This is a genomic window from Ancylobacter sp. TS-1, assembly GCF_009223885.1.
Taxonomy (GTDB): Bacteria; Pseudomonadota; Alphaproteobacteria; order Rhizobiales; family Xanthobacteraceae; genus Ancylobacter.
Window position 1 is genome coordinate 1673092 of record NZ_CP045144.1, and the last position, 24953, is coordinate 1698044.

Below are 24953 nucleotides of genomic sequence, written 5' to 3' on the forward strand. Positions count from 1 at the left end.
CCCCGGAGACTAGGAGAGCCCGGCCTTTGCCAGCGCGGCGCCTTGCCGCGCCGCCACCTGCCCGACCTCGAAATCGGCGATGGCGTCCTCGAACAGGGCGTGGAAGTTCATCTCCGCCTTCAGGTGCAGGAACACCCCGCCGAGGCCGATGGCGGCGCGGTCCATGAAGACGAATTCGCGCGGCACCCGCACCGGGCCCCTCTCCTTGAGCGCCTTGTGCACGCGGAACGCCTCGCGCCGCCCGTACTCGCCCGGCGCCACGCCGTCGGCGATGCTGCGCACACGGTCGTCGAGCAGCGGCCCGTAGATGAAGCCGGCCCAGATGTTGAGCACCTCGATCAGCTCGCGGCTGAGCCCGCGGAAGCCCCAGGTCTCATAGGCATGGACGATGCGCGCCTCCTCGCCCCGCTGCAGGCCGCGATAGAGGTCGACGACACCGCCGACGAAGCTCGGCGGGAAGATGCGGATGCAGCCATAGTCGAGCAGGTTGATGCCTGCCGCCCGCCCCTCCGTCTCGAAGACGGTGTAGTTGCCGAGATGGGGATCGCCGTGAATGACGCCGAAACGGGCGAAGGGCAGCCACCAGGCGGCGAACATGGCGCGGGCGATGGCGTTGCGCACCTCCAGCGGCTCGCCGACATAGTCGAGCAGGCGACCCCCCTCCAGCCAGTCGAGCGTGAGCAGGCGGCCGGTCGACAGATCGCGGTGCACGCCCGGCACCCGCACGGCCGGCACATCGTGCAAGATGTCGGCATAGAGCGCCGCATGGGCGGCCTCGCGCCGGTAGTCCAGCTCCTCGCGCACCCGCGCGCCGATTTCCTCGGCGATCTCGCGGGTGTCGATGGCGGGCTCCATCCGGCGATGGATGGCGAGCACCACGCCAAGCTGCTTCAGGTCCGCCTCCACGGCGGACTGCATGTCGGGATATTGCAGCTTCACCGCCAGCTCGGCGCCGTCGGGCGCACGGGCACGGTGCACTTGCCCGAGCGAGGCGGCGGCGGCCGGCTCCTTGTCGAAGGAGAGGAAGCGGCCGGCCCAGTCGGGGCCGAGTTCCGCCATCATGCGGCGCTTCACGAAGGCCCAGCCCATGGGCGGCGCCTGGTTCTGCAGCGTCGCCAGCTCGGCGGCATATTCGGGCGGCAGCGCGTCGGGAATGGTGGCCAGAAGCTGGGCGACCTTCATGATCGGGCCCTTGAGGCCCCCCAGCGCGGCGGCCAGCGCCGCCGCATTGCCGCCATTGTGGTCGTCGACCCCGAACAGCCGCATGCCGGCGATGCGCGCCGCGACGCCGCCGACCTTCGTTCCGACGCGCGCATAGCGCGCCGCGCGGGCGGTCAGGCGGTTGGCCTCGCTGTCGCGCGGCGGGACCGGGGCGGAATCGGGCGTGTCGTCGTCGGACATGCCCACTAGCTAGGACGCCGGCGCCGGCGCGCAACCGGGACGGCGCTCATGTCGCAGGACCGCCGCGCCGCGCCAGCTTCTGCGCCAGCAGCAGGCCGAGCACCGCCAGCGGGGTGAGGAAATCGGTGTAGAGGATGGGGCCGGCATTGCCGGCGGCGTGATTGCCGGTCTCGGCGATCTGGACGAGATGGCCGACGCCGGCGCCGCCGAGGAAGCCGAGCGAGACCACGCCGACCGCCGCGCGGAAGCCGGGCGACGACACGAAGGCGCCGATCACCCCGGCCAGGCCGATGCCGAGATTGGCCATGCCGACCTCGAACTGGAACGGGCTCGGCGCCCAGCCGATGGCGGCGGCGGACTGCGCGGCGAAGAAGACATGGCCGAGAAAGGCCCACAGCCCGACAAGGCCGACCGGGATCAGCAGGATGTACCGCAGAAGCTGGTCGGCTACCGCCGCGAGCGTGAGCGGGCGCGGCCCGCGCAGCAGGAGGACCGCCGGAATCGCCAGCGCCGCGACCCAGGCCAGCAGCGGAACCCAGAACACCATGTTGCATCTCCCCATGCGGGCCGGCCGCAAGGCCGCGCCCGAATGTCGGCACTCCCAAGCGCGAGTAAGCCTACTCGCCCCGGGCGATGCGCTCCAGCGCGGCGGCGACGGCGTCGCGGTGCTCGGTCAGCGCCTTGTAGGCGAGCTGCTCGGCATCGAGGCCGAGGATCTGCTCACGTAGCGAGGCGGCGAGCGCCCTCCCCTCCGGGTGGCGGCGGAAGGTCGAGAACGGGTCGACATGGATGCGCACCGCGAACAACATGTCGCCGCTCGCCGGCATGCGGCGCAGCGCCTGCCGCTCCACCCGCACGAAGGCCTCCGGCGCCAGATTGGCGGGGTCGTCGAACCACTGGCGCGGGCGCTCCTTGGATTCGGGGTGGTGCAGTTCGTCGTCGGGATAGATCGACCAGTTCACCCGCCAGACCGGCTGGTCGACCTTCAGGTTCTCGAAGATGCGGTTCATCACCCTGGCGAGCTTGGAGGGATAGCCCGGCACGTTCTCGTGCAGCCGGTCGAGCGTCTGGCCGAAACGCTCGGCAAGCGACCAGGCGGAGGGGAAGCACAGCACGGCGGCGGTCAGCCGGTAGCCGGCCTCGCTCGGGGTGAGGATAAGCAGATCGTCGGAGACGAGCTGGCCGGCGATGGCGAGCGGCGCCTCGTCGGGATCGTCGAGGTCGAAGCTGCGGCCGGTCGGCACAACGGTGATGCGCCGCCCCTCCAGCCGGTAGAGGTCGGGGAAACGCGCCGTCACATGGTCGACGATGAGCTGCAGCGCCTCGGCCTGCGACGGCCGGCTCGACGGCTCCTCGCGCAGCACCACGTCGCGCTTGTCGCGGATCAGCGCCTCGCGCTGCGCCAGCGTGGCGGCGAGCTTCGGGTCGGGCTCGATCCATTCGGCGAGATCGAGCGGGGCGAGGCCGACGGAGAACGCCTTGCGCGAGCCGTCATAGGGCGTGTGGGCGAAATAGGGGGCGTCATCGGAGGCGGGGGACGGGGCGGCGACGTTCATCGGTCCATGCTCGGCTGGGGGGCGCGGGCAAGCGGCCCGAACCTTCCCAGCTTAGAACGCGTGCATCCGTTTCGTCAGCCCAACTTTTAGCCACGCCTCCGGGAATGCGCCGCCCTCCCCCGCGGCCTCAGCCCCGGCGGCCCTTGCCCCGTCGCGCTAGCCGAGCTGGTAGGTCAGCGGCACCCAGCGATAGCCCTCGCCGCGCCGCTCGACATAGCCGATGGACGGGAAGGAGGTGTGATAGGCCGCCACCGCCAGCCGGTCGGTCGCCGCCATGTCGTAGATCTTCCGCCGCGTGGCGACGCCCGCCTCCTTGTCCTGATCGAACAGCGCGTGCCAGTCCGGCCGCGCCAGCGAGGCGACCTCGTGATGGGCGCAGTCGCCCCACACCAGCAGGCGCTTGCCCTCGCTCTCGACATGGAAGGCGAGATGGCCCGGCGTGTGGCCATGGGCCTTCACCGCGCGGATGCCCGGCAGCACCTCGCCGTCGGCGGCGACGAAGCTGGTGCGGTCGGCCAGCGGCAGGAAATGCGAGCGGAACATCACGGCGGAGCCGTATTCGTTGCTCTCCTTCGGCGCGGCCAGCGGCTTGTCGCTCTTCCAGAAGTCGAACTCGGTGGCGCCGATGACGTAGCGGGCCTTCGGGAAGGTCGGCTTGCCCTCCGACATCAGCCCGCCAATGTGGTCGGGGTGGGCGTGGGTGAGCACCACCACGTCCACCTGTTCGGGCGTGTAGCCCGCGCTCGCCAGCGATTTCACCAGCCAGCCGCCGGCGGGCGGCGGCACGAAGCCGTTGGCGCCGTTGCCGGCGTCGAACAGCACGAGTTCGCGCCCGGTATTGACCAGCGTCGGCGAGAAGCCGGGGCGGAAACGCTTCTCGGGCAGCAGGTTTGCCGCCATCAGCGCCTCTACCTCGGTGGCCGGGCGGTTCTCGCCGACGATGGGCCACGGACCGTCGATCATGGCGCTGGCGTCGAGCAGGCTGGTGACCTCGAAGGTGCCGAGCCGGAAACGCTGGAAGGTCGGCGTCGCGGGCCCCAGCTCCGGCGCGGCGGCGAAGGCCGGCACGCCGCGCAGTACGGCCGGGGCGGCGAGAAGGCCGAGGGTGGCCGCCAGCGCGTGGCGGCGCGACAGCGCGGGCCCCCGGCGCGGGCCGGAAGGCGGGAAAAGGGTGTGCATGGGCGTCCTCCGGGACCGCTTCGCGGCGGGCCTTTTTGATGTTCAAATGGGTGCATCGGGCGCGCACCTTCGAGGAGGCTACCCATGGCGCCGCCGAGCCGCTTGTACGAACGTGCGCCCTCCGCCGCGCCGCCCGCAATGGCGGCGCCTGCGCCGCTCTGGCATCTCGATTCCGAGCGCACCTGCTTCATCGGCCGGCTGACCTACAACGCGCCGCACCAGCACGGCGCGCCGGTTTTCCTCGCCGGGCTCTATGGCTGCTTCGGCCTGCGGCTCGGCAACGGCCCGTGGCAGTGCGTGCGCACGGCGATGATCCCGGCCGGCGTGGTGCACGAACTCGACGTCGGCGGCGATCCTATCGCCGTGCTCTATATCGAGCCGACGCTGGAGGGCGCCCACACGCTGGCGGCGCTGACCGCCGCGGCGTCGGAATCCGGCGGCGGGCTGGTGGCGCAGGCCGGCGAGTTCGCGCTGCTGCGGGAGATGTGGGAGGACGCGGGCAGCGTCGCCTGGGCGGGCGCAGCGCTCGACGACCTGCTCGGCTTCGGCGCACGGCAGGCGCGCCGGCCGGTCGATCCGCGCGTCGCGCGCATCCTCGACATGCTGACGGGCGGCGCCGATGACGGGCCGGGCGTCGCCGCCGCCTGCGCGCAGGTGGGGCTCTCGCCGCACCATTTCCAGCACCTGTTCACCCGCGAGGTCGGCGTGCCCTATCGCCGCTACCGCGCCTGGACGCGCATGCGCCGGGCCATCGCGACGGTCTCGCAGGGCAGCAGCTTCACCCGCGCGGCGCATGAAGCCGGCTTCTGCGACCAGGCGCACTTCACCCACGATTTCCGGCGCACCTTCGGCGCGCCGCCCTCGTGGAGCCTCAGCGGGGTGAGGCTGTCGGGAGACGCGACGCGCCGCAAGGCCGCCGCGTATCCCTAGGAAGGAGGCTCACGCCTCCTCAGCATCCCCAAGGGGGAGGCTCACGCCTCCTCCATCGCCTCCAGCTCGGCGATCATCCGCTCGATGAGGTTGAGGCCGGTCTGCCAGAAAGCCGGGTCGCGCGCGTCGAGGCCGAAGGGCTTGAGCAGTTCGGAATGATGCTTGGTGCCGCCGGCCGCCAGCATGGCGAGGTAGCGCTCGGCGAAGCCCTCGGAAGCGTTCTCGTAGACCGCGTAGAGCGAGTTCACCAGGCAGTCGCCGAAGGCGTAGGCGTAGACATAGAACGGCGAATGGATGAAGTGGCCGATATAGACCCAGTAGTTCTCGTAGCCGGGGCCGAGATGGATGGCATCGCCCAGGCTCTCGCTCTGCACCTCCATCCAGATCTTGCAGATGCGCTCGGCGGTCAGCTCGCCATTCTTGCGCTCGGTGTGGATGCGGCGCTCGAAGGTGTAGAAGGCGATCTGGCGCACCACCGTATTGATCATGTCCTCCACCTTGGAGGCCAGCATCGCCTTGCGGGCGCGTGCATCCGGCGCCGCCGCCAGCAGGCGGCGGAAGGTCAGCATCTCGCCGAACACGGAAGCCGTCTCGGCCAAGGTGAGCGGGGTCGGCGCCATCAGCGCGCCGTTCGGTGCCGCCAGCACCTGATGCACGCCATGGCCCAGTTCATGGGCGAGGGTCATCACGTCGCGCGGCTTGCCCATGTAGTTGAGCAGCACATAGGGGTGCGCGGAGGGCACGGTCGGGTGTGCGAAGGCGCCCGTCGCCTTGCCGGGGCGCACGCCGGCATCGATCCAGCTCTTGTCGAAGAAGTCGCGGGCGATGTCGGCCATGCGCGGCGAGAAGGTGGAATAGGCGCCCAGCACCGTGTCGCGGGCCTCGTCCCAGCCGATGGGGCGGGTCTCGACCTTGGGCAGCGGCGCGTTGCGGTCCCAATATTCCAGCTTGTCCTTGCCGAACCACTTCGCCTTCAGCCGGTAATAGCGGTGGGCGAGGCGCGGATAGGCGGCGTGGACGGAGGAGACCAGCGCGTCCACCACCTCGCGCTCGACGCGGTTGGCGAGGTGGCGGGAATCCGCGATGTCCTCGAAGCCGCGCCAGCGGTCGGAGATTTCCTTGTCCTTGGCCAGCGTGTTGGTGATGAGGGTGAACAGGCGCAGATTCTCGCCAAACACCTTGGCCAGCGCGTCGGAGGCGATCTTGCGCTTTTCCTCCTCCGGCTCGGCGAGGTAGTTCAGCGTCTGCTCCAGCGGCAGGATCTCGCCGGCGACGTCGAAGCGCAGCCCGGCGATGGTCTCGTCGAACAGCCGGTTCCACGCCGAGCGGCTGCTGACGCCCTTCTCGTGGAAGAGCTGCTCGATGCGGTCCTCAAGCTGGTAGGGCTTCTCGGCCCGCACATCGTCGATCCACGGCCGGTACTTGCCGAAGGCGGCCGTGTCGAGCGCCGCTTCCATCTTCGCGTCGTCGAGCCGGTTCAGCTCCAGCGAGAAGAACAGCAGGTGCGAGGAGGCGTCGGTCAGCTTCTCCTGCACGTCGCCATAGAACTTGGCGCGCACCGGGTCGGTGGTGTCGCCGGAATAGACGAGGCCGGCAAAGGAATAGAGGCGGCCGAGCAGGTCCTCGATCTTCTCGTAGCGGGCGACGATCACGGCCATCTGGCCGCCGGCGTCGGGGGCGTCGAGGACGCCCGCAAGCTTGCCCTTGAAGGCTTCCTCGAAGTTCACGCACTCGGCGGCGACCGTCGCGAGGTCCGCATGCAGCTCGGGCGAGTCGATCGCCGGATACAGGTCCGTCAGGTCCCATTGCGGGAGATCGCCGAAGGCGGCGGCGGAGGCTTCGGGCGAGCGGGGCACGAAGGCGAGGCGGTCGAATCGGCGCTGCATGTTCACTCCGGCGGGTAAGATGTGATGGCAGTGATATCGTGCGCGCTGGCGGGCTATCAACCGCCGCGCCGCACGAAGTGAGCGGGTTCGCTTCTTCCGCCCGCGCCCAAAGGGCCGCGCTGTCCTTGCGAGGCCGTCGGCACGGCGCCATGGTACCGGCACCAACGGGGAACTGGAATGACGGCTCGACGCGCGCTCGCGCTCCTCGCGACCCTTCTCGCCGGCCTTGCCGGCACCCTCCCCGCCGGGAACGCCGACGCGGCGCCGAGGCGGATCGTCATCGTCCGCCACGGCGAGAAGCACACGCCGCTCACCCTGTGCAGCATCGGCAAGGAGCGGGCGCAGGCGCTGGCCGCGCAATATCTCAGCCCGACGAGCCCGATGAGCCTGCTGCGCGGCGATCCGCCCGCCGCCATCCTCGCCATGACGCTGCATACGGTCGAGACCGCCCGCCCCATCGCGCGGGCGTGGAAGATGAAGCTGGTCGCCCCGCCCATCGGCTATGTGCCGATCCGCAACGACCGTTACTTCAACGCCAAGCTCAACACGGTGAACCAGCGCGTCGCGCGCGACCTGCTGGAGAATCCGCGCTGGCACGGCAAGACGGTGCTGATGGTGTGGGAGCACTTCCACATCGCCAGCGCGGCGCTGGAGGCCGAGTTCGCCGGCGAACAGATCACGCTGCGCCAGCTCCTGAATCTCGACCGGGTGAAGGGCGTGCCCGGCGGGGTGCCGAAGACCTGGCCGAACCCCAACTACAATTTCTTCTGGATCCTCACCTATGACCGGCCGGAGGACACCGTGCCGAGCCGGTTCGAGGTGATCCGGCAATATTTCGCCGAGCCCTTCGCCAACCTGCCGTCGAATAACTGGGGCGCGCCCGAGCCCCGGCCGCCCGGCAGCGGCTGCACCTGACGCCGGCGGCGGGACGTCGTGTCCGGCCTTCCTTTCGGCGGCGGCGGCGCCAAAAGAAAGGGCGCCTTTGCGGGGCGCCCGAGGTCATTGGTCCGAATGCAGGAAAGAAGCGGCGGTCACTCGAAGGTCCGCTTCATCCGCTGCCAGGGCGAGTTGTAGCCCTGGTAAAGCGGGCCGAAGACCGGCTGGTAGATCGGCACGCCCGCCGTCTGACGGACCTGCTTTTCGCGCACCCGGTCGTGCTCGCGCACCTGCGCCCGCTCCGGACTTTCGCCGACACGCGGCTGCTCGCGCGGACCGTTGGAGGTGGCGCCGGCGGGAACGACAGCGGCAAGGACGGCCGCAGCCGCAAGTGCGGCGATGCCTGTGGTTCGAATGCTCATGACTGCCTCCTCAAAGGTTGGCCTGCCCCGATAACCGGCGAGCCCGCCTGAAAGTTTCACGGTCGGCGGCATTCCATGCCCGCGGCGCGGCCTTTTCCCGAATGTGTAGAGAAAGATGGAAAGGCCGGGAACCTTTCGGCCGTCCGCAGCGTTCACACGCTCATGGAACAGCTCTCCGATCCCTCGCGACTGGTACCGCCCCTGCGCCTTTCCGGCGGGGACGGCGTGCAGGACATCGCGACGCTCGACGAGGCGCTCGCCTTTGCGGAGCTAAATCCGCATCCCAGAGGCGACTATGAAGGCATGATCCGCCGGCTGCAGGGAGCGCACAGGGCGGAAGATCTCGTGGAAGCGGGCCACGCGTTCCGCTGGTGGGCTGAGTCCAATGCGCTTCTCGTACCCCAGCCGCCCGCCCGCTAGGCGGCCCCCGCTCCGTCGGCCGGCGCAGGACCGCAGCCCGCCGATGCGTGGCGGCTTGCCTTCTGGTTGTCGCCGCACGAGAATAACCGGGAGGAGTTGCCGTCGCGTGACGTCTTTCCTCGACTCGGCCCCCCCGGCTGTTCAAAGCTGCATGGCATTTCTTTCCGGCGTCCGTCGGCACAGCCCGGAGTGACCAGCGTATGTGCCGACAGCGGGGGGCCTTCCGTCGATGAAGCACGCGCTTAAGGAAGGCGTCATTTTCCTGCTGGTCGGCGCCATCGTCTTTGCGCTGCTGGTCTCGTTCGACCTCTATGGCGAGCTTCGCGATTTCCTCAGTCGCCACGACATGTTCCCGCTCGACCATGTGGTGCTGGCGCTGTTCGTGATCGGGGCCTCAGGCTTCGTCTACGGCATGCGGCGGATCAGCGACCTGCGCCACGAGGTCCAGCGCCGCGCCGCCGCCGAGACGGCCGCCGATTTTCTCGCCTTCCACGACATGCTGACCCGGCTGCCCAACCGGCATTTCGTCGAGCAGCGGCTGCCCGAGGCGGCCCGCAGGGGCGGCTTCAACGCGATGTTCATGCTGGACATCGACAATTTCAAGCAGGTGAACGATCTCGTCGGCCATCACGGCGGCGATGCCGTGCTGTCCTCCTTTGCGGAGCGGCTGCGCACGACGGTGCCCTCGGCGCTGGCGGCGCGTATGGGCGGCGATGAGTTCCTCTTGGTGGCCACCGTGCCGCGCGGCGACATCGCGGCCATGGCGGAACACCTTTCCGACATGGCCCGCCGCCCGCTGAACATCGAGGGCACCGCCATCCAGATCAGCGTGTGCATCGGCTTTGCCCCGCTTGAAGGCGCCGCGCTGAATGAGGCGATCTTCGCCGCCGACCTCGCCATGCACGAGGCCAAGCGGCATGGTGCGGGGCGGTTCCATCCCTATCACCCCCGTCTCGGCGACGACCTTACCCGCCGGCTGGCGATCGAGCGCAAGCTGCGCACCGCCATAACCGACGACCTGATCGACGCGCATTTCCAGCCGCTGGTCCAGTTGAGCGACCGCCGGGTGTACGGTTTCGAGGCGCTCGCCCGCTGGCAACTGGACGACGGCACCCAGGTGCCGCCGGACCTGTTCATCCGCGTCGCCGAGCAGGCCGGCCTGATCACCGACCTGTCGAACCGGCTGCTGCGCAAGGCCAGCACCCAGGCCCTGAAATGGCCGGGCGAGATCATGGTCGCCTTCAACATCTCGCCGCCGCAGCTCAGCGACGGGCTCATCGCCGGCCGCATCCTCGCCATCCTGCGGGAAGTCGGGCTGCCGCCGCATCGCCTTGCGGTGGAGCTGACCGAGTCCGCCATCATCGCCGACCTCGATTCGGCCATGCGCACGATCCGCCAGCTCCGGCAGGCGGGGGTGCGCGTCGCCCTCGACGATTTCGGCACCGGCTATTCCAGCCTGTCGCAGCTCGCCAACCTGCCCTTCGACAAGATCAAGATCGACCGGCAGTTCGTCGCCAACTTCCTCGAGAACGAGAAGCAGGCGAAGATCGTCAACGCCATCATCGGCCTTGGCCAGGGCCTCGGCATCGCCACGCTGGCCGAGGGCATCGAGACCGAGGCCCAGTACGAGGCGCTGCGCGCGCTCGGCTGCGATCTGGGTCAGGGCTTCCTGTTCGGGCAGGCGATGCCCGGCCACGCGGTCCCGGCCTATCTCGCCAGCCACGAATCGGTCTCGCCCAACGACGCGTCGCCGCCGCCGCGCGCGGCGGCCGGTCACGCCTAGGCGCGAAAGGCCACGGCGCAGGCCGGACATCTTCGAAGAAATGAGGAGAGAAAGGCCGGGGGAAATCGTCTCGCCCGGCGGGACGGCGCCGCCGCCGGCGGAGGGTTCGGAATGGTGGGCGCGACAGGGATTGAACCTGTGACCCCCTCGATGTCAACGAGGTGCTCTCCCGCTGAGCTACGCGCCCATTCCGTGGTCTCTTGCGAGCGGGGCTCCCCTATAACGGGAAGCCCGCCGCCGCGCAAGCGGGTGCCGAGGCTGTGGACAGCGACGGCGGCACCGGCCGGCGCCGGAGGCCGCTCAGGCCGCTCAGGCCGCCAGCATCTTGCCGACCTCGTTGACGAGATCGCGCAGATGGAAGGGCTTGGACAGGACCTTGGCGTCCTTGGGCGTCTGGTTGTCGGCATTGAGCGCGACGGCCGCGAAGCCGGTGATGAACATCACCTTGATGTCGGGATCGAGCTCTGTCGCGCGGCGCGCCAGTTCTATTCCGTCCATCTCCGGCATCACGATGTCGGTGAGCAGCAACTCGAACGGCTCCTCGCGAAGCCGGTCATAGGCCGAGCGGCCATTGTCGAAGGCGACGACCTCGTAGCCCGCATTCTGGAGCGCCTTCACCAGAAAGCGGCGCATGTCGTGGTCGTCTTCGGCGAGCAGGATCTTGAGCATCCCGGACTTCCTGATTCTCGGGGCCGCGGGGCGATGGCGACCCGGCGTTGGCGCGCCTCGGCCACGATCGCATGCATACCCCGTTTACACGTCCCCCTTGGGTACTCCGGCGCCTCTTAGCACATCGTGAACGCGCGGCGATGCGCGCGCATCCCGTCAATCGCGGTTCTCCGGCCGCCGGCTCGCGCTGACGTGTTCCCAGAATCCCCGGACAACCGGACCGGCCCGCATTCCACGTGGCAGGCCAGCATGATAGACAGGTCCGACGGGGCGCGGCCTGACGGGCGCGCCGACAGAGGAAGCGGGCTCGGTTCTGGTAGGGATGATGGCCGTTCTAGCCGACACGATCGACCCGGCCTTCGAGACCGTCCAGCCGGCAACCCTGACCGCGCCGTTCCTGTTCAATTCCCCGCACAGCGGCATCGTCTATCCGCGCAGCTTCGTCGACCAGTCGCGCCTGGAGCTGCCCGTGCTGCGCCGTTCCGAGGACACGCTGGTCGACCGCCTGTTCAGCGATGTGACCCGCCTCGGCATGGGTTTCATGCGGGCGCATTTCCCGCGCTGCTTCCTCGACGTCAATCGCGAGCCCTACGAGCTTGATCCGCGCATGTTCGAGGGCCGGCTGCCGGCCTATGCCAATACGCGCTCCATGCGGGTGGCCGGCGGGCTCGGCACCATCGCCCGGATCGTCGGCGAGGCGCAGGAGATCTACGGCCGGCGCATCCCGGTCGACGACGCCATCAACCGCATCGAGACGCTCTACAAGCCCTATCACCGCACCCTGCGCCAGCTGATGGTGCAGATGCAGCGCAGCTTCGGCGTGGCGGTGCTGGTGGACTGCCATTCCATGCCGTCCGGCTGCCAGCGCGACCAGCGCATCGACATCGTGCTGGGCGACCGCTACGGCACCAGTTGCGCGACGATCATCCCCGACATCATGGAAACCGAGCTGCGCCGGCGCGGCTATACGGTGGTGCGCAACAAGCCCTATGCCGGCGGCTTCATCACCGAGCATTACGGCAATCCAGCCTCCGGCATGCACGCGGTTCAGATCGAGATCAACCGCGCGCTCTACATGCACGAAGCCACCTACGAGCCCGCAGAAAGTTTCCAGACCGTGCGCAGCGACCTGCTCGACATGGCGCTTTCGCTGTCGCGCATCGCCCAGATCGAGCTCGCCCCGCAGCGGACGGCTGCCGAATAGGCCCGCCTTTTCAAAGCGTTAATCCTATACCCGCGAAATTTTGATCGGGTGATGCAAAAGGCCGCATAAGAGCCTTGCATTTTGGACATGAGACCTATACGAATTCTGCACGCTCGGTTCCGGGCCGGCTTTTCCCCATCGCATGGTCGGGGTTTCACCGCGAAGACGCGGAGGGAATTGGTCGGTTCAAGGGATTGCGCTGCCCTTCGAGGGCGTTCGGACAGGCACGTAGACGACTTCGCAAGATGGCAAAGCCACAGCGGGCGCATCTTCGGTCCGGCGCAAAAGAAAGAGGCCGCTTACGCACAGCGCAAGCGGCCCAAGTCTAGGGAGGAAACGCCCAAGGAGGGCTGTACGGAGCGACGCCAATCGCTGCGTACGGGCAGAAGATGTAGGTGCATTGCGGAATAATCAAGGCAGGCACTAGGCTTTTCTGGCATACCAAATACGAATTGAACCCCCGGTGTGGCATTAATGCCTCATGCGGTGGTGCCAAAGCACCATTAAAGGCAGTCTCTGCCTTGACGGGCGTCGGCTGGTCGACCGGGGGGTCGCGATCAGCCGGCGCCCGTTTGCTTTTGGGCCCTGCCGGCCGCGCGACGACGACGCCCGCCTGCCCGTCGCACCGCCCGCTTGCCGAGGCTGCGCCGGAGCCCGCGCGACGCTGACGCACCTCGCCGGCACCCGGCGCCGCAGCCGCCGCTCCCAGGTGAGATGCCCTCCCCATCCCTCCCCGGCTCCGGCGGCACGCCCGGGATCGGCATGCGCGGCGCCGCCGGCCTGGCGGGATGGCACCCGAATGCCGCGCTAGGTCCCGCAAGGCGCTCTTACCTATGCTCCTGACGCACGCGTCCCGTTGGCCGTCGCACGGCCGCCGGCGCTGACATGCGCCGCTCAGGCCCATCCGTGCGCCGGCTGCCTCCAGGATGCGCAGGAGCGCCGGACTACCGAGCGCCAGACAGACTGACACGCCCCTCGCGCGCAGGACTGTGACAGGTGCGCCTTATGCGGCACGCCTTTGCGCCGGCCGCGCCCTTGCCGGCGCAGCGTCATGAAGCAGATGGGAGGTTGGGGTGGCGTTGAAAAGAAAGAGGCCGCTCGCGTTGCCGGAGCGGCCCAAGTCTAGGGAGGAAACGCCCAAGGAGGGCGGCGGCGACGTGACGCCAATCACGTTGCCGCAACGCAATAAACATAGCCACACGACGCGAAAGTGACAAGCCGGAAACGAAAGAAACGAAACCGACATTTGGTCGCAGGCCTTCGAATGACGAGATTCGCGCATCGCTCGCACATTTTCCGGCCCGCAGCACGGATCGCCGCCTTCCCGAACGGCAGGCGCCCGCCGCGTACCGCAGCCGCGATCAGCCGCGCGGCGCGACAGGTCGCGTGCGGTATAGGAAACATCTTGAAATTCAGGAAGTTGCAGAAAAGAAAGGGGCCGCTCACGTTGCCGGAGCGGCCCAAGTCTAGGGAGGAAACGCCCAAGGAGGGCGGCGGTAGGGCGACGCCAATCGCCTTACCGCGCTGCAATAATATGGCAGCTTCGCCTCCCGGAGGCAACGACCCGGACTGCTCATTTCTTGAACTTGCCGGAATAGCAGCCATGCGTTGAGCGCGGGGCAATCCGAGGCACGAACTCACCGCGCCGTGCAGGGCTGACACGGCACACCGCCTGCCCGCGACGGCGGCGGCGGTGGGCGCTCCCGCGTGGCAGAGATTGCCGATCCCCCCGGCGACCGATATGCGTTGGCCGGGCCGGCCTGCGTCGCCGGCGGGCGACGGGAGCGCAGCCGATGAGTGCGGTGGATTTCGAGACTTTCGTGCATGAACTCGCCACCGTCTCCGGTCAGGCCATCCTGCCCTTCTTCCGCACCGCGCTCGGCGTCGAGGACAAGAGCGGGGGCGCCACCTTCGATCCCGTCACCGCCGCCGACCGCGCCGCCGAGCAGGCGATGCGCACGCTGATCCGCCGCACCTTTCCCAGCCATGGCGTGCGCGGCGAGGAATTTCCCGACGACGGCATCGACGCCGACTATGTCTGGGTGCTCGACCCGATCGACGGCACCAAGTCGTTCATCTGCGGCATGCCGGCCTGGGGCACGTTGATCGGCCTGTGCCGACATGGCCAGCCGGTCTACGGCATGATGCACCAGCCCTTCGTGCGCGAGCGCTTCTTCGGCGACGGCGCGCAGGCCCGCTATCGCGGCCCGGCCGGCGACCGCCGCCTCTCGGTGCGCGCCTGCGCCGGCCTCGCCGAGGCGGTGATGATGACCACCAGCCCGCTCCTGATGGATGCCTCCGACCGCGCGCTCTATCAGGAAGTGGAGCGGCGCGTGCGCCTGCCGCGCTATGGCGGCGACTGCTACGCCTACTGCATGCTCGCGGCCGGCCATGTCGACCTCGTGATCGAGACCAATCTCAACGATTTCGACATCGTGCCGCTGGTGCCCATCGTCGCCGGCGCGGGCGGCCTCGTCACCAACTGGGAAGGCGGCGCCGACCTGTCGGGCGGGCGCGTGGTGGCCTCGGGCGACCGCCGCGTCCATGACGAGGCGCTGAAGGTGCTGAACGGCGGCTGATCAGGGCGGCGCGCTGCCGGGGATGAAGGCGTCGAAGGCGGCCAGCAGCGGCTCGCGGAAGATGTCGCGCTCCTGCAGCAGTTCGTGCCGCGCGCCGGGTATCACCACATGCGCGCCGGCGATGAGCCGCGTGCCCAGATGCTCGATCGAGGGCGTCGAGACGATCCGGTCGGCGCCGGCCGCCACCATCAGCAGCGGCTGGCGGATCGCCCGCGCCGTCGCCGGGTCGGCCAGTTCCTCCATCAGGTCGAAGGCCGCCTTCACCCAGCCGATGGTCGGCGGGCCGACATCGAGCTGCGGCTGCTCCATGGTGATGGTGAGGTTGCGGGCGAAGCGGGTGCGGTCCGAGGTCAGCCGGTTGCCGTCGAAATGCACCTCGTGCAGCGGCTTCATGCGGCGCGTCGGCACATAGGCCCTCGACAGCCCCAGCCGCGCCAGGAAGCGCGCCAGCCGCCGCGCCGCCACGTCGTGCTTCACCAGCGACAGGTCCAGCATCGGCGCGACGAGGAACATGCGCTCGAAGGCCTTGCCCCCGCGCCGGGCGTGATCGAGCAGGATCGACGCGCCCATGGAATGGGCAAGCGCGAAATAGGGGCCGGGCAGTTCCGGCCGCACCGCCTGCTCCAGAAAAGCGTCGAGATCGTTCTGGTACTCGGCGAAATCCCCGACATGGCCCTTCATCGGGTTGGACAGCAGACGCTGCGAACCGCCCTGCCCCCGCCAGTCCAGCACCGCGACGGCGAAGTGACGGGCGCGCAGGTCGCGCACCGTCTCGTAATATTTCTCGATCTTCTCGGTGCGGCCCGGAAAGACGCAGACCGTGCCCCGGCACTCGCCATTCGACGGCCGCCAGCGGCCGAAGCGCAGATTCACCCCGTCAGAGGTGGTCACGGCGCCGCACACCGCGCCCTCGGGCACGGGGTTGTCCTGGGTACTGTACAGAATCATCTCGGGCGGCATGTCCGGGCGGCGATGGAAAATGTCCAGCGGCTTATACCCCAGCCGGGCGGCGCCACAAGGCGGCGCGACGCCGCCATTGCCTCAATAACGCTTGTCCCCGAAGCCGATCACCTTCATGCCGCTGATCGCGCCGGACGTGCTGTCGACCACGATCTGCACGCGCTCCCCCCTCGGCCCGTTGGCCTCGAAAATGAGGGTCGCCCCCCGGCGCCGGACAACCGAGATCTTGGTGAAGCCGCGCGCGGCCAGCATGCGCGTCGCCGCGTCGGCATCCACCGGCTGGCCGGCACCCGGGCGCCGGGCCGAAGGCGCCTCATAGGGGGCATAGGGGCCGGGAGCGGGCGCATAGGGGCCGGGAGGCGGCACGAAGCCTTGCGCCTGCGCCGCCCGGCCGGTCAGGCCGGAAGCCAGCGGAGCCGCCAGCAGCCCCACCGCAACCATCAGCACCGCCGCTGCACGTCCCATCGTTCCGTGACACTCCCCGCTCGCCGCCCGGCCTCGTTCGAGCCCTCTCCTTAGGCGGAGGGCACTGAACACGGTCCGAGCCGCCCGTTCATCCACCGTTCATCTTCGCGCCGGGCCGGCCGCCGCGATCGGCCCCCGCCCCCCTCTTGCGCCGGCAGAAGCCCTACCTATCTCGACTCCGTACCGGCCAGATGGCGGTACGTGAACCGGGGCCGGCTCAGGCGAGAGGCCCCACCACCTGCATGTCGCTTAATGAGAGGATATGCCATGCGTACGTTTGACCTTACCCCCCTGCACCGCTCGACCGTCGGTTTCGACCGCCTGTTCTCCCTGCTCGACCAGGTGAACAATGTCGACAGCGCCGCCCCCACCTATCCGCCCTACAATATCGAGCGGACGGGCGAGAATGCCTATCGCATTACCGTCGCCGTCGCCGGCTTCACCGAGAACGACCTGTCCATCGAGGTGAAGGAGAACGGCCTCTCGATCCGCGGCGAGCACAAGGCGGAAGCCTCCGGCTCCGGCGAGGTGCTCTATCGCGGCATCGCCGCCCGCGCCTTCGAGCGCCGCTTCCAGCTCGCCGACCATGTCGAAGTGCGCGGCGCCAGCCTCGCCAACGGCCTGCTGCATGTCGAACTGGTGCGCGAGATCCCCGAGGCGAAGAAGCCCCGCGCGGTTCCGATCACCTCCAGCGCGAAGGCGCCTCAGGCGATCGAGGCCAAGGCCAGAGAGACCAAGGCGGCCGCGTGAGGCCCGTTGCCAGCACCCGGACGGGCGCTGGCCCCGCCTGACCGGACGAGAACGAATGCAGGCGCCCCGGGAGACCGGGGCGTCTTTTGTTGTGGGAACGTGGAAGAGCCGTGATCAGTCGGCCGGCGGCGCGGGCTTGCCATTGTCACGCGCCACCACCGAGGCGGTGCCGGCCGGCGTGGTGCTGCCGGTGCCGGTGCCCGTGGAGGGCGCGGATGGCGCAGCCGCCGCCGGCGCCTCGGGAGCCGACGTCTCGGAGGCGGAAGCCTCGGGCGGAGCAGCGTCGGCCTTGGCGTCGGTCTTGGCGTCGCCCTTGGCATCGACCTGCGCCTCGCCGGGGGCTTCCGTGGCGGGCGCCGGTGCGTCCCCGGCCGCCTTCTGCGGTGCCGTGCCGGGCGGCGTGGCGATGCCGGGGATGACCCGTACGGTGCCGCTCTCCGGGGCGGGAGCGGCGGGCACTGCTTCCGCCGGCAGGGCAGCGGAGCCGGCGCCGGCCTCGGCCTCGGGGCCGGTTAGCGGCGGCGGCGCGGGCACCGTCACCGCCGCGATCTCGGGCGGCTTCCTCGGCGGCAGCGGGGCGGTGGCGGCACGCGGCGGCCCGACAGGCGCCTGCCGGGCCACCGGGGCCGCTCCGGTCGGCGCCAGTGCGAGGATGCGGCCGTTGAACGCGTCGATCCGCACCCGCACCCGCGTTCCTGACGGGTCGGTAGCGTCCACCACATAGGTGTTGCCCTCGACGCGCACGCGGCCGATGGCCCGCATGCCCATCGAGCGCAGCATCGGCTCGATATCGGTGAAGGGGAAACGCTCAGGCGCCCGATAGACCGGCGCCGGCGGCTCGGGATAGTAACCGCCCGGCGGCAGCGGCTCGTAGTAGCGTTCGACATAGACGCCGCCGAACGGGCGGAAGAAGAATTCCGCCTGCGCCGGTGCCGCCGCCATCACCACGACGCCCGCCAGCAGCGGCGCCAGAACCGGCGACAGGCGCAGGCGAGCGCGCATCGGCGCCATCGCGGGCGCCGGCGGGAGCGACAGGCGCGTGGACGCGCGGGACTTGGGCATCGATGCCTCCGGGAAGACCGGCCGCGATCCGCGACCGGACCTACGGGAACGTGAAAATGCGGCGGGGGAAAGACCTCGCACCGCCCCCTGCCGGCGCCCGGCACCCGGCGGCCGGGGACCGCAACGGCATTGCGCGCAGCCGCTCGGGGCCTTACCGTTCCTTTCGTAACGGACGCCACACTCGCAACAAGCGCGAAAAAACGCACCGGCGACCGCCCGCGCGGCGCTTGTGCGCGGACGTCAATTCTGGCATCTTCGCGATTGATAGGGCAGCCATGCTGTCCTATAATCCGGGTTGTCCGTGCCGCCAGACCGGCATGGCACGGCGGATGCTAGCGTAGTTTGGCGAGCGTGCACGCCTTGCGGGGGAGCGCCCTGCGGGGCTCGAACCGTGTCGGCGCGCCGGACGAGATGCGACCCTTTAGGGAGAGACGGGAATGAGCGAGGAACTGGGCGGCGCTGCCGCGCGCATGATCGACGAGGCTTCGGTTCGTCCGGCCGCGACGGACCGCGCTGTCACCAAAGCCATTTCCTTCATCGACCCGGGAATGCCGGTCGCTCAGGGCCTCTACGACCCGCGCAACGAGAAGGATTCGTGCGGCGTCGGCTTCATCGCCGACATCAAGGGCCGCAAGTCGCACCAAATCGTGCAGGATGGCCTGCAGATCCTGCTGAATCTTGAGCACCGCGGCGCCGTGGGCGCCGATCCGCGCGCCGGCGACGGCGCCGGTATGCTGGTGCAGATTCCGCACAAGTTCTTCGTCAAGGAAGCGGCCAAGCTCGGCTTCACCCTGCCGGCGCCCGGCGAATACGCCGTCGGTCACGTATTCCTGCCGCGCGACCCCGAGGGCCAGCGCATCGTGCGCGAGACCTTCGAGCGCGTCGTCGCGGCCGAAGGCCAGGTGCTGCTCGGCTGGCGCGACGTGCCGACCGACAATTCCTCGCTCGGCCACACCGTGCTGCCGACCGAGCCCCGCCATGTGCAGGTGTTCATCGGTCGCGGCGAGGGCCTCGCCGACGAGGACGCCTTCGAGCGCCGGCTGTTCATCCTGCGCAAGGTGGTGTCGAACGCCGTCTATGACGCGCGCGACCCGCTGACCGCCGGCTATTACGTCGTCTCGCTGTCCTGCCGGACCATCGTCTACAAGGGCATGTTCAACGCCGACCAGCTCGGCGCCTATTATGCCGACCTGCACGACGAGGACTTCGAGAGCGCGCTCGCCCTCGTGCACCAGCGCTTCTCCACCAACACCTTCCCGGCGTGGTCGCTCGCCCATCCCTACCGGATGGTCGCGCATAATGGCGAAATCAACACGCTGCGCGGCAACGTGAACTGGATGGCGGCCCGTCAGGCCTCCGTCGATTCCGAGCTGTTCGGCAACGACATCTCCAAGCTCTGGCCGATCTCCTATGAGGGCCAGTCCGACACCGCGTGCTTCGACAACGCGCTCGAATTCCTCGTGCAGGGCGGCTACGAGCTGCCGCACGCGGCGATGATGCTCGTGCCGGAGGCGTGGGCGGGCAACCCGCTGATGGACGAGGAACGCCGCGCCTTCTACGAGTACCACGCCGCCCTGATGGAGCCGTGGGACGGGCCGGCCGCCATCGTCGCCAGCGACGGGCGCCAGATCGTCGCCACGCTGGACCGCAACGGCCTGCGCCCGGCGCGCTATCTCGTCACCAAGGACGACAAGATCGTGCTCGCCTCCGAGATGGGCGTGCTCACCTTCCCCGAGGACCAGATCGTCACCAAGTGGCGGCTGCAGCCGGGCCGCATGCTGCTCGTCGACATGGTGGAAGGCCGCCTCGTCCCCGACGAGGAGGTGAAGACGCAGCTCGCCCGCGCGCATCCCTACAAGGAATGGCTCAAGCGCACCCAGCTCGTGCTGGAGGACCTGCGTCAGGTCGAGGCGCGCGAGGTGCGCACCGACGTGTCGCTGCTCGATCGCCAGCAGGCCTTCGGCTACACCCAGGAAGACCTGAAGCTGCTGATGGCGCCGATGGCGACCACCGGGCAGGAAGCGGTCGGCTCCATGGGCACCGACACGCCGATCTCGCCGCTGTCGAAGAAGTCGAAGTCGCTCTTCACCTATTTCAAGCAGAACTTCGCGCAGGTGACGAACCCGCCGATCGACCCGATCCGCGAGGAACTCGTCATGAGCCTCGTCTCCTTCATCGGGCCGCGGCCGAACATCTTCGACCTCGAAGGCAATTCGCGCCGCAAGCGGCTCGAGGTGCGCCAGCCGATCCTGACCAATGCCGACCTGGAGAAGATCCGCTCCATCGGCTTCATGGAGGAGCGCTTCGACACCCGCACGCTCGACATGACCTACCCGTCCGACAAGGGCGCGGCGGGCATGGAGGACGCGGTCGAGCGCCTGTGCGAGCGCGCCGAGGCGGCGGTGCATGGCGGCTACAACATCATCATCCTGTCCGACCGGCTGGTCGGCCCGGACCGTATCGCCATTCCCTCGCTGCTGGCGACGGCGGCCGTGCACCATCACCTGATCCGCAAGGGCCTGCGCACCGCCGCCGGCCTCGTGGTGGAGACGGGCGAGGCGCGCGAGGTGCACCATTTCGCGTGTCTGGCCGGCTACGGCGCCGAGGCGATCAACCCCTATCTCGCCTTCGAGACCATGATCGACATGCGCGTCGACATCCCCGAGGAGGTCGACGAGTACGAGATCGTCAAGCGCTACATCAAGTCGATCGACAAGGGCCTGCTGAAGGTGATGTCCAAGATGGGCATCTCGACCTACCAGTCCTATTGCGGCGCGCAGATCTTCGACGCCGTCGGCCTCAGCCAGGAGGTGGTCGCGAAGTACTTCTTCGGCACCGCCTCCTCCATCGGCGGCATCGGCCTCAATGAGATCGCCGAGGAAACCGCCATGCGCCACCGCGACGCCTTCAGCGACGCGCCGGTGTACCGCACCTCGCTCGATGTCGGCGGCGACTACGCCTTCCGCCTGCGCGGCGAGGAGCATGCCTGGGATCCCGAGACGGTCGCGGTGCTCCAGCATGCCGTGCGCGGCAACGCGCAGGACAAGTACCGCCACTTCGCCCAGCTGGTGAACGAGGCCGGCGCCAAGACGCTCAACATCCGCTCGCTGTTCCGCATCCGCGGGGCGGAGGAGTTTGGCCGCGCGCCCATCTCCATCGACGAGGTGGAGCCGGCGGTCGACATCGTGAAGCGCTTCGTCACCGGCGCCATGTCGTTCGGCTCGATCTCGCGCGAGGCGCACACCACGCTCGCCATCGCGATGAACCGCATCGGCGGCCGGTCGAACACCGGCGAGGGCGGCGAGGAGGCGACGCGCTTCAAGCCGCTGCCGAACGGCGATTCCATGCGCTCGGCGATCAAGCAGGTCGCCTCCGGCCGCTTCGGCGTGACGGCGGACTACCTCGTCAATGCCGACATGATCCAGATCAAGATGGCGCAGGGTGCCAAGCCCGGCGAAGGCGGCCAGCTGCCCGGCCACAAGGTCGACGCGGTGATCGCCAAGGTGCGCCACTCGACCCCGGGCGTCGGCCTCATCTCGCCGCCGCCGCACCACGACATCTATTCGATCGAGGATCTGGCCCAGCTCATCTTCGACCTGAAGAACGTCAACCCGGGCGCCGACATTTCGGTCAAGCTGGTCTCCGAGGTGGGCGTGGGCACGGTCGCGGCCGGCGTCGCCAAGGCGCGCGCCGACCACATCACCGTGTCCGGCTTCGAGGGCGGCACCGGCGCCTCGCCGCTCACCGCCATCAAGCATGCCGGCTCGCCGTGGGAGATCGGCCTCGCCGAGGCGCACCAGACGCTGGTGCTGAACAATCTGCGCGGGCGCATCGCCCTGCAGGTCGACGGCGGCCTGCGCACCGGGCGCGACGTGGTGATCGGCGCGCTGCTCGGCGCGGACGACTTCGCCTTCTCCACCGCCCCGCTGATCGCGGCCGGCTGCATCATGATGCGCAAGTGCCACCTGAACACCTGTCCGGTGGGCGTGGCGACGCAGGACCCCGTGCTGCGCAAGCGCTTCAAGGGCACGCCCGAGCACGTCATCAACTACTTCTTCTTCGTCGCCGAGGAAGTGCGCGAGCTGATGGCTTCGATGGGCATCGCCAGCTTCAACGAGCTGATCGGCCATTCGGAATGGCTCGACCAGCGCGAGGCGATCGAGCACTGGAAGGCCAAGGGCCTCGACTTCTCGCGCATCTTCGCCAAGCCCGAGGTCGGCCCCGACGTCGCGATCTACCACACCGATCGGCAGAACCACCCGATCGCCAATGTGCTCGACCGCAAGCTGATCGCGCAGGCGCAGCCCGCGCTCGAGACCGGCGAGAAGGTCGTGATCGAGACCACGATCCGCAGCACCGACCGCTCGGTCGGCGCCATGCTGTCGGGCGAGGTCGCCAAGCGCTACGGCGAGACCGGCCTGCCGGACGACACTATCGACATAAGGCTGACCGGCACCGCCGGCCAGGCCTTCGGCGCCTTCCTCGCCGGCGGCGTCTCGATGACGCTGGTGGGCGAGGCCAACGACTATGTCGGCAAGGGCCTGTCGGGCGGGCGCATCGTGGTGCAGCCGGCCGAGAATGCCGCCATCGTGCCGGAAAACTCGATCATCGTCGGCAACACGGTGCTCTACGGCGCCACGGCCGGCGAGGTCTATTTCCGCGGCGTCGCCGGCGAGCGCTTCGCGGTGCGCAACTCCGGCGCCATCGCGGTTGTCGAGGGCACGGGCGACCATGGCTGCGAGTACATGACCGGCGGCGTGGTCGTCGTCATCGGCCAGACCGGGCGCAACTTCGCCGCCGGCATGTCGGGCGGCGTCGCCTATGTGCTGGACGAGGACGGCAATTTCCGCAAGCGCTGCAACCTCTCCATGGTCGATCTCGAGCCGGTCGAGGAGGAGGAGGATCTGCTGGAGCGCCTCCACCATCACGGCGGCGACCTCGAGTTCAAGGGGCGCATCGACATCATGGCGGACATGGGCCACCACGACGAGGAGCGCCTGCACCAGCTCATCGCCAAGCACCTGCACTACACGGGTTCGCGGCGGGCGCAGACCATCCTCGACAACTGGGCCGAATACCGCGGCAAGTTCGTCAAGGTGATGCCCGTCGAGTACCAGCGGGCGCTGCGCGAAATGGAGAAAATGCGCGGCCTCCAGGCGGCCGAATAGGCCGCCGTCCCCTCGCCGGCATCGTGCGGGGGGAGGCCCGGAAGCGGGCCACGGCTACCGCCGTGGCGCGGCCGTGTGCCGCGCCGTCATTTTCCAACTGGCATGATTGATGTATCTGGCACCGGAGGTGGAATGCCTCCAAGGTGGCGGTGCTCCGCGAAAGAGGGCGCAATGGGTAAGGTTACGGGCTTTCTCGAGATCGATCGCCGCGAGGCCAAGTATCAGCCGGCATCGGATCGTATCCGCCACTTCCGCGAATTCACCCTGCCCCTTCCCGACGCCGAGGTCGCCAACCAGGCCTCGCGCTGCATGGATTGCGGCATTCCGTTCTGCCACGGGCCGAATGGCTGCCCGATCCACAACCAGATCCCGGACTGGAACGATCTCGTCTATAACGGGAACTGGGAGGAGGCGACGCGCAACCTCCACTCCACCAACAACTTCCCCGAATTCACCGGCCGCATCTGCCCCGCGCCCTGCGAGGAAGCCTGCACGCTGAATCTCGAGGACGTGCCCGTCACCATCAAGACGGTTGAGCAGGCCATCGCCGACAAGGCGTGGAAGGCGGGCTGGATCAAGCCCGAGCCGCCGTCGGTCAAGACCGGCCGCAAGGTCGCCGTCATCGGCTCCGGCCCGGCCGGCATGGCCGCTGCCCAGCAGCTCGCCCGCGCCGGCCACGACGTGCATGTCTATGAGCGCGAGCCCAAGGCCGGCGGCCTGCTGCGCTACGGCATCCCCGACTTCAAGATGGAAAAGCACTACATCGACCGCCGCGTCGCCCAGATGGAGGCGGAAGGTGTGACCTTCCATTACGGCGCCAATGTCGGCGTCACCACGCCGCTCGAGGAACTGCTGGAGACCCACGACGCGGTGCTGATGGCCGGCGGCTCGGAAGCCCCGCGCGATCCCGCCCTGCCCGGTCAGGAGCTGGAGGGCGTGCATTACGCCATGCCCTATCTGGTGCAGCAGAACCGCCGCGTCGGCCGCGAGGACGTCTCGCGCGAGGAGACGATCCTCGCCGCCGGCAAGCATGTCGTGGTGATCGGCGGCGGCGACACCGCCTCGGACTGCGTGGGCACCGCGTTCCGCCAGGGCGCGCTCTCCGTCCACCAGCTCGACATCCGCCCGGTGCCGCCGCTCAAGGAGGAGAAGCTCGCGGTGTGGCCCTACTGGCCGACCAAGTTCCGCACCTCCTCCTCGCAGGCCGAGGGCGCCGAGCGCGAATTCGCCGCCGCCACGCTCGGCATCGAGGGCAAGAAGGGCCATGTGGTCGGGGTCAAGTGCGCGCGCGTCGACGCCAAGCGCCAGCCGATCCCCGGCACCGAATTCCAGATCAAGGCCGATCTCGTCTTCATCGCGCTTGGCTTCGTGCACCCGCTGCGCGAGGGCATGATCGAGCAGTCGGGCGTCGATATCGACCGGCGCGGCAATGTGAAGGCGACCGATCTCGACTACGCGACCAGCGTGCCGAAGCTCTTCGCCGCCGGCGACATGCGTCGCGGCCAGTCGCTGGTGGTCTGGGCCATCCGCGAGGGGCGCCAGGCCGCGCAGTCCATCGACACCTATCTGATGGGAAGCTCCGTCCTGCCGCGCTGAGCCGGGCCGGATCGACCTTCGACGAAGCCGGGCCGGCCCTGCCGCGC

At 69.0% G+C, this 24953-nt stretch carries 19 protein-coding genes and 1 tRNA gene; 9 read left to right on the plus strand and 11 right to left on the minus strand.

The annotated features are described in order from the left end of the window. Positions 1-9 precede the first annotated feature (9 nt). From GBB76_RS08065 to GBB76_RS08080, 4 genes are all read right to left on the minus strand, one after another. Positions 10-1401: an AarF/ABC1/UbiB kinase family protein gene (locus GBB76_RS08065; protein ID WP_152302829.1), complete on the minus strand. Its 1392-nt coding sequence runs from the start codon at positions 1399-1401 to the stop codon at positions 10-12. Positions 1402-1447: 46 nt separating this feature from the next. Further along, a complete protein-coding gene (locus GBB76_RS08070) occupies positions 1448-1948 on the minus strand; it encodes a DUF6790 family protein (protein ID WP_152302830.1) in 501 nt (166 codons plus the stop codon). Between the two features lie 70 nt (positions 1949-2018). Beyond that, on the minus strand, positions 2019-2957 hold the full coding sequence (locus GBB76_RS08075) for a DUF3445 domain-containing protein (protein WP_152302831.1): 939 nt from the start codon (positions 2955-2957) through the stop codon (positions 2019-2021). Positions 2958-3113: 156 nt separating this feature from the next. Beyond that, complete coding sequence (locus tag GBB76_RS08080; protein WP_152302832.1) at positions 3114-4136, minus strand: MBL fold metallo-hydrolase; 1023 nt, start codon at positions 4134-4136, stop codon at positions 3114-3116. Positions 4137-4220: 84 nt separating this feature from the next. Here GBB76_RS08080 and GBB76_RS08085 point away from each other — a divergent pair, with 84 nt between their 5' ends. Beyond that, positions 4221-5066 carry an AraC family transcriptional regulator gene (locus GBB76_RS08085; RefSeq protein ID WP_152302833.1) on the plus strand — a complete coding sequence of 282 codons (846 nt, stop codon included), beginning with the start codon at positions 4221-4223 and terminating at the stop codon, positions 5064-5066. A 41-nt stretch (positions 5067-5107) separates the two neighbouring features. On the opposite strand, the gene GBB76_RS08090 is transcribed toward GBB76_RS08085, so the two are convergent. Next, positions 5108-6952, minus strand: coding sequence for a M3 family oligoendopeptidase (locus GBB76_RS08090; protein ID WP_152302834.1), 1845 nt, complete (start codon positions 6950-6952; stop codon positions 5108-5110). A gap of 177 nt (positions 6953-7129) precedes the next feature. Between GBB76_RS08090 and GBB76_RS08095 the strand changes: the two genes are divergently transcribed. Further along, a complete protein-coding gene (locus GBB76_RS08095) occupies positions 7130-7867 on the plus strand; it encodes a histidine phosphatase family protein (protein ID WP_152302835.1) in 738 nt (245 codons plus the stop codon). 116 nt (positions 7868-7983) lie between these two features. Here GBB76_RS08095 and GBB76_RS08100 read toward each other — a convergent pair whose 3' ends face one another. After that, entirely contained in the window at positions 7984-8250 is a 267-nt protein-coding gene (locus GBB76_RS08100) for a hypothetical protein (RefSeq protein WP_152302836.1), read from the minus strand. Positions 8251-8412: 162 nt separating this feature from the next. On the opposite strand from GBB76_RS08100, the gene GBB76_RS08105 reads away from it, so the two are divergent. Then, the gene (locus tag GBB76_RS08105; protein ID WP_152302837.1) at positions 8413-8670 is read left to right on the plus strand and encodes a hypothetical protein; all 258 of its coding nucleotides are present in this window, start codon (positions 8413-8415) and stop codon (positions 8668-8670) included. Positions 8671-8899: 229 nt separating this feature from the next. Then, complete coding sequence (locus GBB76_RS08110; protein WP_152302838.1) at positions 8900-10453, plus strand: bifunctional diguanylate cyclase/phosphodiesterase; 1554 nt, start codon at positions 8900-8902, stop codon at positions 10451-10453. Between the two features lie 112 nt (positions 10454-10565). Here the strand turns inward: GBB76_RS08110 and GBB76_RS08115 are convergent. Beyond that, a tRNA-Val gene (locus GBB76_RS08115) sits at positions 10566-10640 on the minus strand. Between the two features lie 122 nt (positions 10641-10762). Then, on the minus strand, positions 10763-11122 hold the full coding sequence (cpdR, locus tag GBB76_RS08120; RefSeq protein ID WP_152302839.1) for a cell cycle two-component system response regulator CpdR: 360 nt from the start codon (positions 11120-11122) through the stop codon (positions 10763-10765). Positions 11123-11444: 322 nt separating this feature from the next. On the opposite strand from cpdR, the gene GBB76_RS08125 reads away from it, so the two are divergent. After that, positions 11445-12326, plus strand: coding sequence for an N-formylglutamate amidohydrolase (locus tag GBB76_RS08125; protein ID WP_152302840.1), 882 nt, complete (start codon positions 11445-11447; stop codon positions 12324-12326). Positions 12327-14119: 1793 nt separating this feature from the next. Further along, entirely contained in the window at positions 14120-14905 is a 786-nt protein-coding gene (hisN, locus tag GBB76_RS08130) for a histidinol-phosphatase (protein ID WP_152302841.1), read from the plus strand. Here hisN and GBB76_RS08135 read toward each other — a convergent pair whose 3' ends face one another. Both GBB76_RS08135 and GBB76_RS08140 read right to left on the minus strand, forming a co-directional pair. Beyond that, on the minus strand, positions 14906-15853 hold the full coding sequence (locus GBB76_RS08135; RefSeq protein WP_371717106.1) for an alpha/beta fold hydrolase: 948 nt from the start codon (positions 15851-15853) through the stop codon (positions 14906-14908). A 93-nt stretch (positions 15854-15946) separates the two neighbouring features. Next, positions 15947-16330 (minus strand): hypothetical protein, encoded by a 384-nt coding sequence (locus GBB76_RS08140; protein ID WP_152302843.1) that lies wholly within the window; start codon positions 16328-16330, stop codon positions 15947-15949. Positions 16331-16597: 267 nt separating this feature from the next. On the opposite strand from GBB76_RS08140, the gene GBB76_RS08145 reads away from it, so the two are divergent. Beyond that, entirely contained in the window at positions 16598-17080 is a 483-nt protein-coding gene (locus tag GBB76_RS08145) for an Hsp20 family protein (protein WP_152302844.1), read from the plus strand. A 114-nt stretch (positions 17081-17194) separates the two neighbouring features. Here the strand turns inward: GBB76_RS08145 and GBB76_RS08150 are convergent, their stop codons facing one another. After that, positions 17195-18142: a hypothetical protein gene (locus GBB76_RS08150; RefSeq protein WP_152302845.1), complete on the minus strand. Its 948-nt coding sequence runs from the start codon at positions 18140-18142 to the stop codon at positions 17195-17197. 437 nt (positions 18143-18579) lie between these two features. Between GBB76_RS08150 and gltB the strand changes: the two genes are divergently transcribed. Both gltB and GBB76_RS08160 read left to right on the plus strand, forming a co-directional pair. Continuing rightward, positions 18580-23310, plus strand: coding sequence for a glutamate synthase large subunit (gene gltB / locus GBB76_RS08155; RefSeq protein ID WP_371717107.1), 4731 nt, complete (start codon positions 18580-18582; stop codon positions 23308-23310). A 171-nt stretch (positions 23311-23481) separates the two neighbouring features. Beyond that, on the plus strand, positions 23482-24906 hold the full coding sequence (locus GBB76_RS08160) for a glutamate synthase subunit beta (RefSeq protein ID WP_152302846.1): 1425 nt from the start codon (positions 23482-23484) through the stop codon (positions 24904-24906). Positions 24907-24953 lie beyond the last annotated feature (47 nt).

Bases quoted from the DNA above. Each gene is read 5' to 3' on its own strand.
- GBB76_RS08065 (WP_152302829.1), bottom strand. From the start codon at position 1,401: ATGTCCGACGACGACACGCCCGATTCCGCCCCGGTCCCGCCGCGCGAC.
- GBB76_RS08070 (WP_152302830.1), bottom strand. From the start codon at position 1,948: ATGGTGTTCTGGGTTCCGCTGCTGGCCTGGGTCGCGGCGCTGGCGATT.
- GBB76_RS08075 (WP_152302831.1), bottom strand. From the start codon at position 2,957: ATGAACGTCGCCGCCCCGTCCCCCGCCTCCGATGACGCCCCCTATTTC.
- GBB76_RS08080 (WP_152302832.1), bottom strand. From the start codon at position 4,136: ATGCACACCCTTTTCCCGCCTTCCGGCCCGCGCCGGGGGCCCGCGCTG.
- GBB76_RS08085 (WP_152302833.1), top strand. From the start codon at position 4,221: ATGGCGCCGCCGAGCCGCTTGTACGAACGTGCGCCCTCCGCCGCGCCG.
- GBB76_RS08090 (WP_152302834.1), bottom strand. From the start codon at position 6,952: ATGCAGCGCCGATTCGACCGCCTCGCCTTCGTGCCCCGCTCGCCCGAA.
- GBB76_RS08095 (WP_152302835.1), top strand. From the start codon at position 7,130: ATGACGGCTCGACGCGCGCTCGCGCTCCTCGCGACCCTTCTCGCCGGC.
- GBB76_RS08100 (WP_152302836.1), bottom strand. From the start codon at position 8,250: ATGAGCATTCGAACCACAGGCATCGCCGCACTTGCGGCTGCGGCCGTC.
- GBB76_RS08105 (WP_152302837.1), top strand. From the start codon at position 8,413: ATGGAACAGCTCTCCGATCCCTCGCGACTGGTACCGCCCCTGCGCCTT.
- GBB76_RS08110 (WP_152302838.1), top strand. From the start codon at position 8,900: ATGAAGCACGCGCTTAAGGAAGGCGTCATTTTCCTGCTGGTCGGCGCC.
- cpdR (WP_152302839.1), bottom strand. From the start codon at position 11,122: ATGCTCAAGATCCTGCTCGCCGAAGACGACCACGACATGCGCCGCTTT.
- GBB76_RS08125 (WP_152302840.1), top strand. From the start codon at position 11,445: ATGATGGCCGTTCTAGCCGACACGATCGACCCGGCCTTCGAGACCGTC.
- hisN (WP_152302841.1), top strand. From the start codon at position 14,120: ATGAGTGCGGTGGATTTCGAGACTTTCGTGCATGAACTCGCCACCGTC.
- GBB76_RS08135 (WP_371717106.1), bottom strand. From the start codon at position 15,853: ATGATTCTGTACAGTACCCAGGACAACCCCGTGCCCGAGGGCGCGGTG.
- GBB76_RS08140 (WP_152302843.1), bottom strand. From the start codon at position 16,330: ATGGGACGTGCAGCGGCGGTGCTGATGGTTGCGGTGGGGCTGCTGGCG.
- GBB76_RS08145 (WP_152302844.1), top strand. From the start codon at position 16,598: ATGCGTACGTTTGACCTTACCCCCCTGCACCGCTCGACCGTCGGTTTC.
- GBB76_RS08150 (WP_152302845.1), bottom strand. From the start codon at position 18,142: ATGCCCAAGTCCCGCGCGTCCACGCGCCTGTCGCTCCCGCCGGCGCCC.
- gltB (WP_371717107.1), top strand. From the start codon at position 18,580: ATGAGCGAGGAACTGGGCGGCGCTGCCGCGCGCATGATCGACGAGGCT.
- GBB76_RS08160 (WP_152302846.1), top strand. From the start codon at position 23,482: ATGGGTAAGGTTACGGGCTTTCTCGAGATCGATCGCCGCGAGGCCAAG.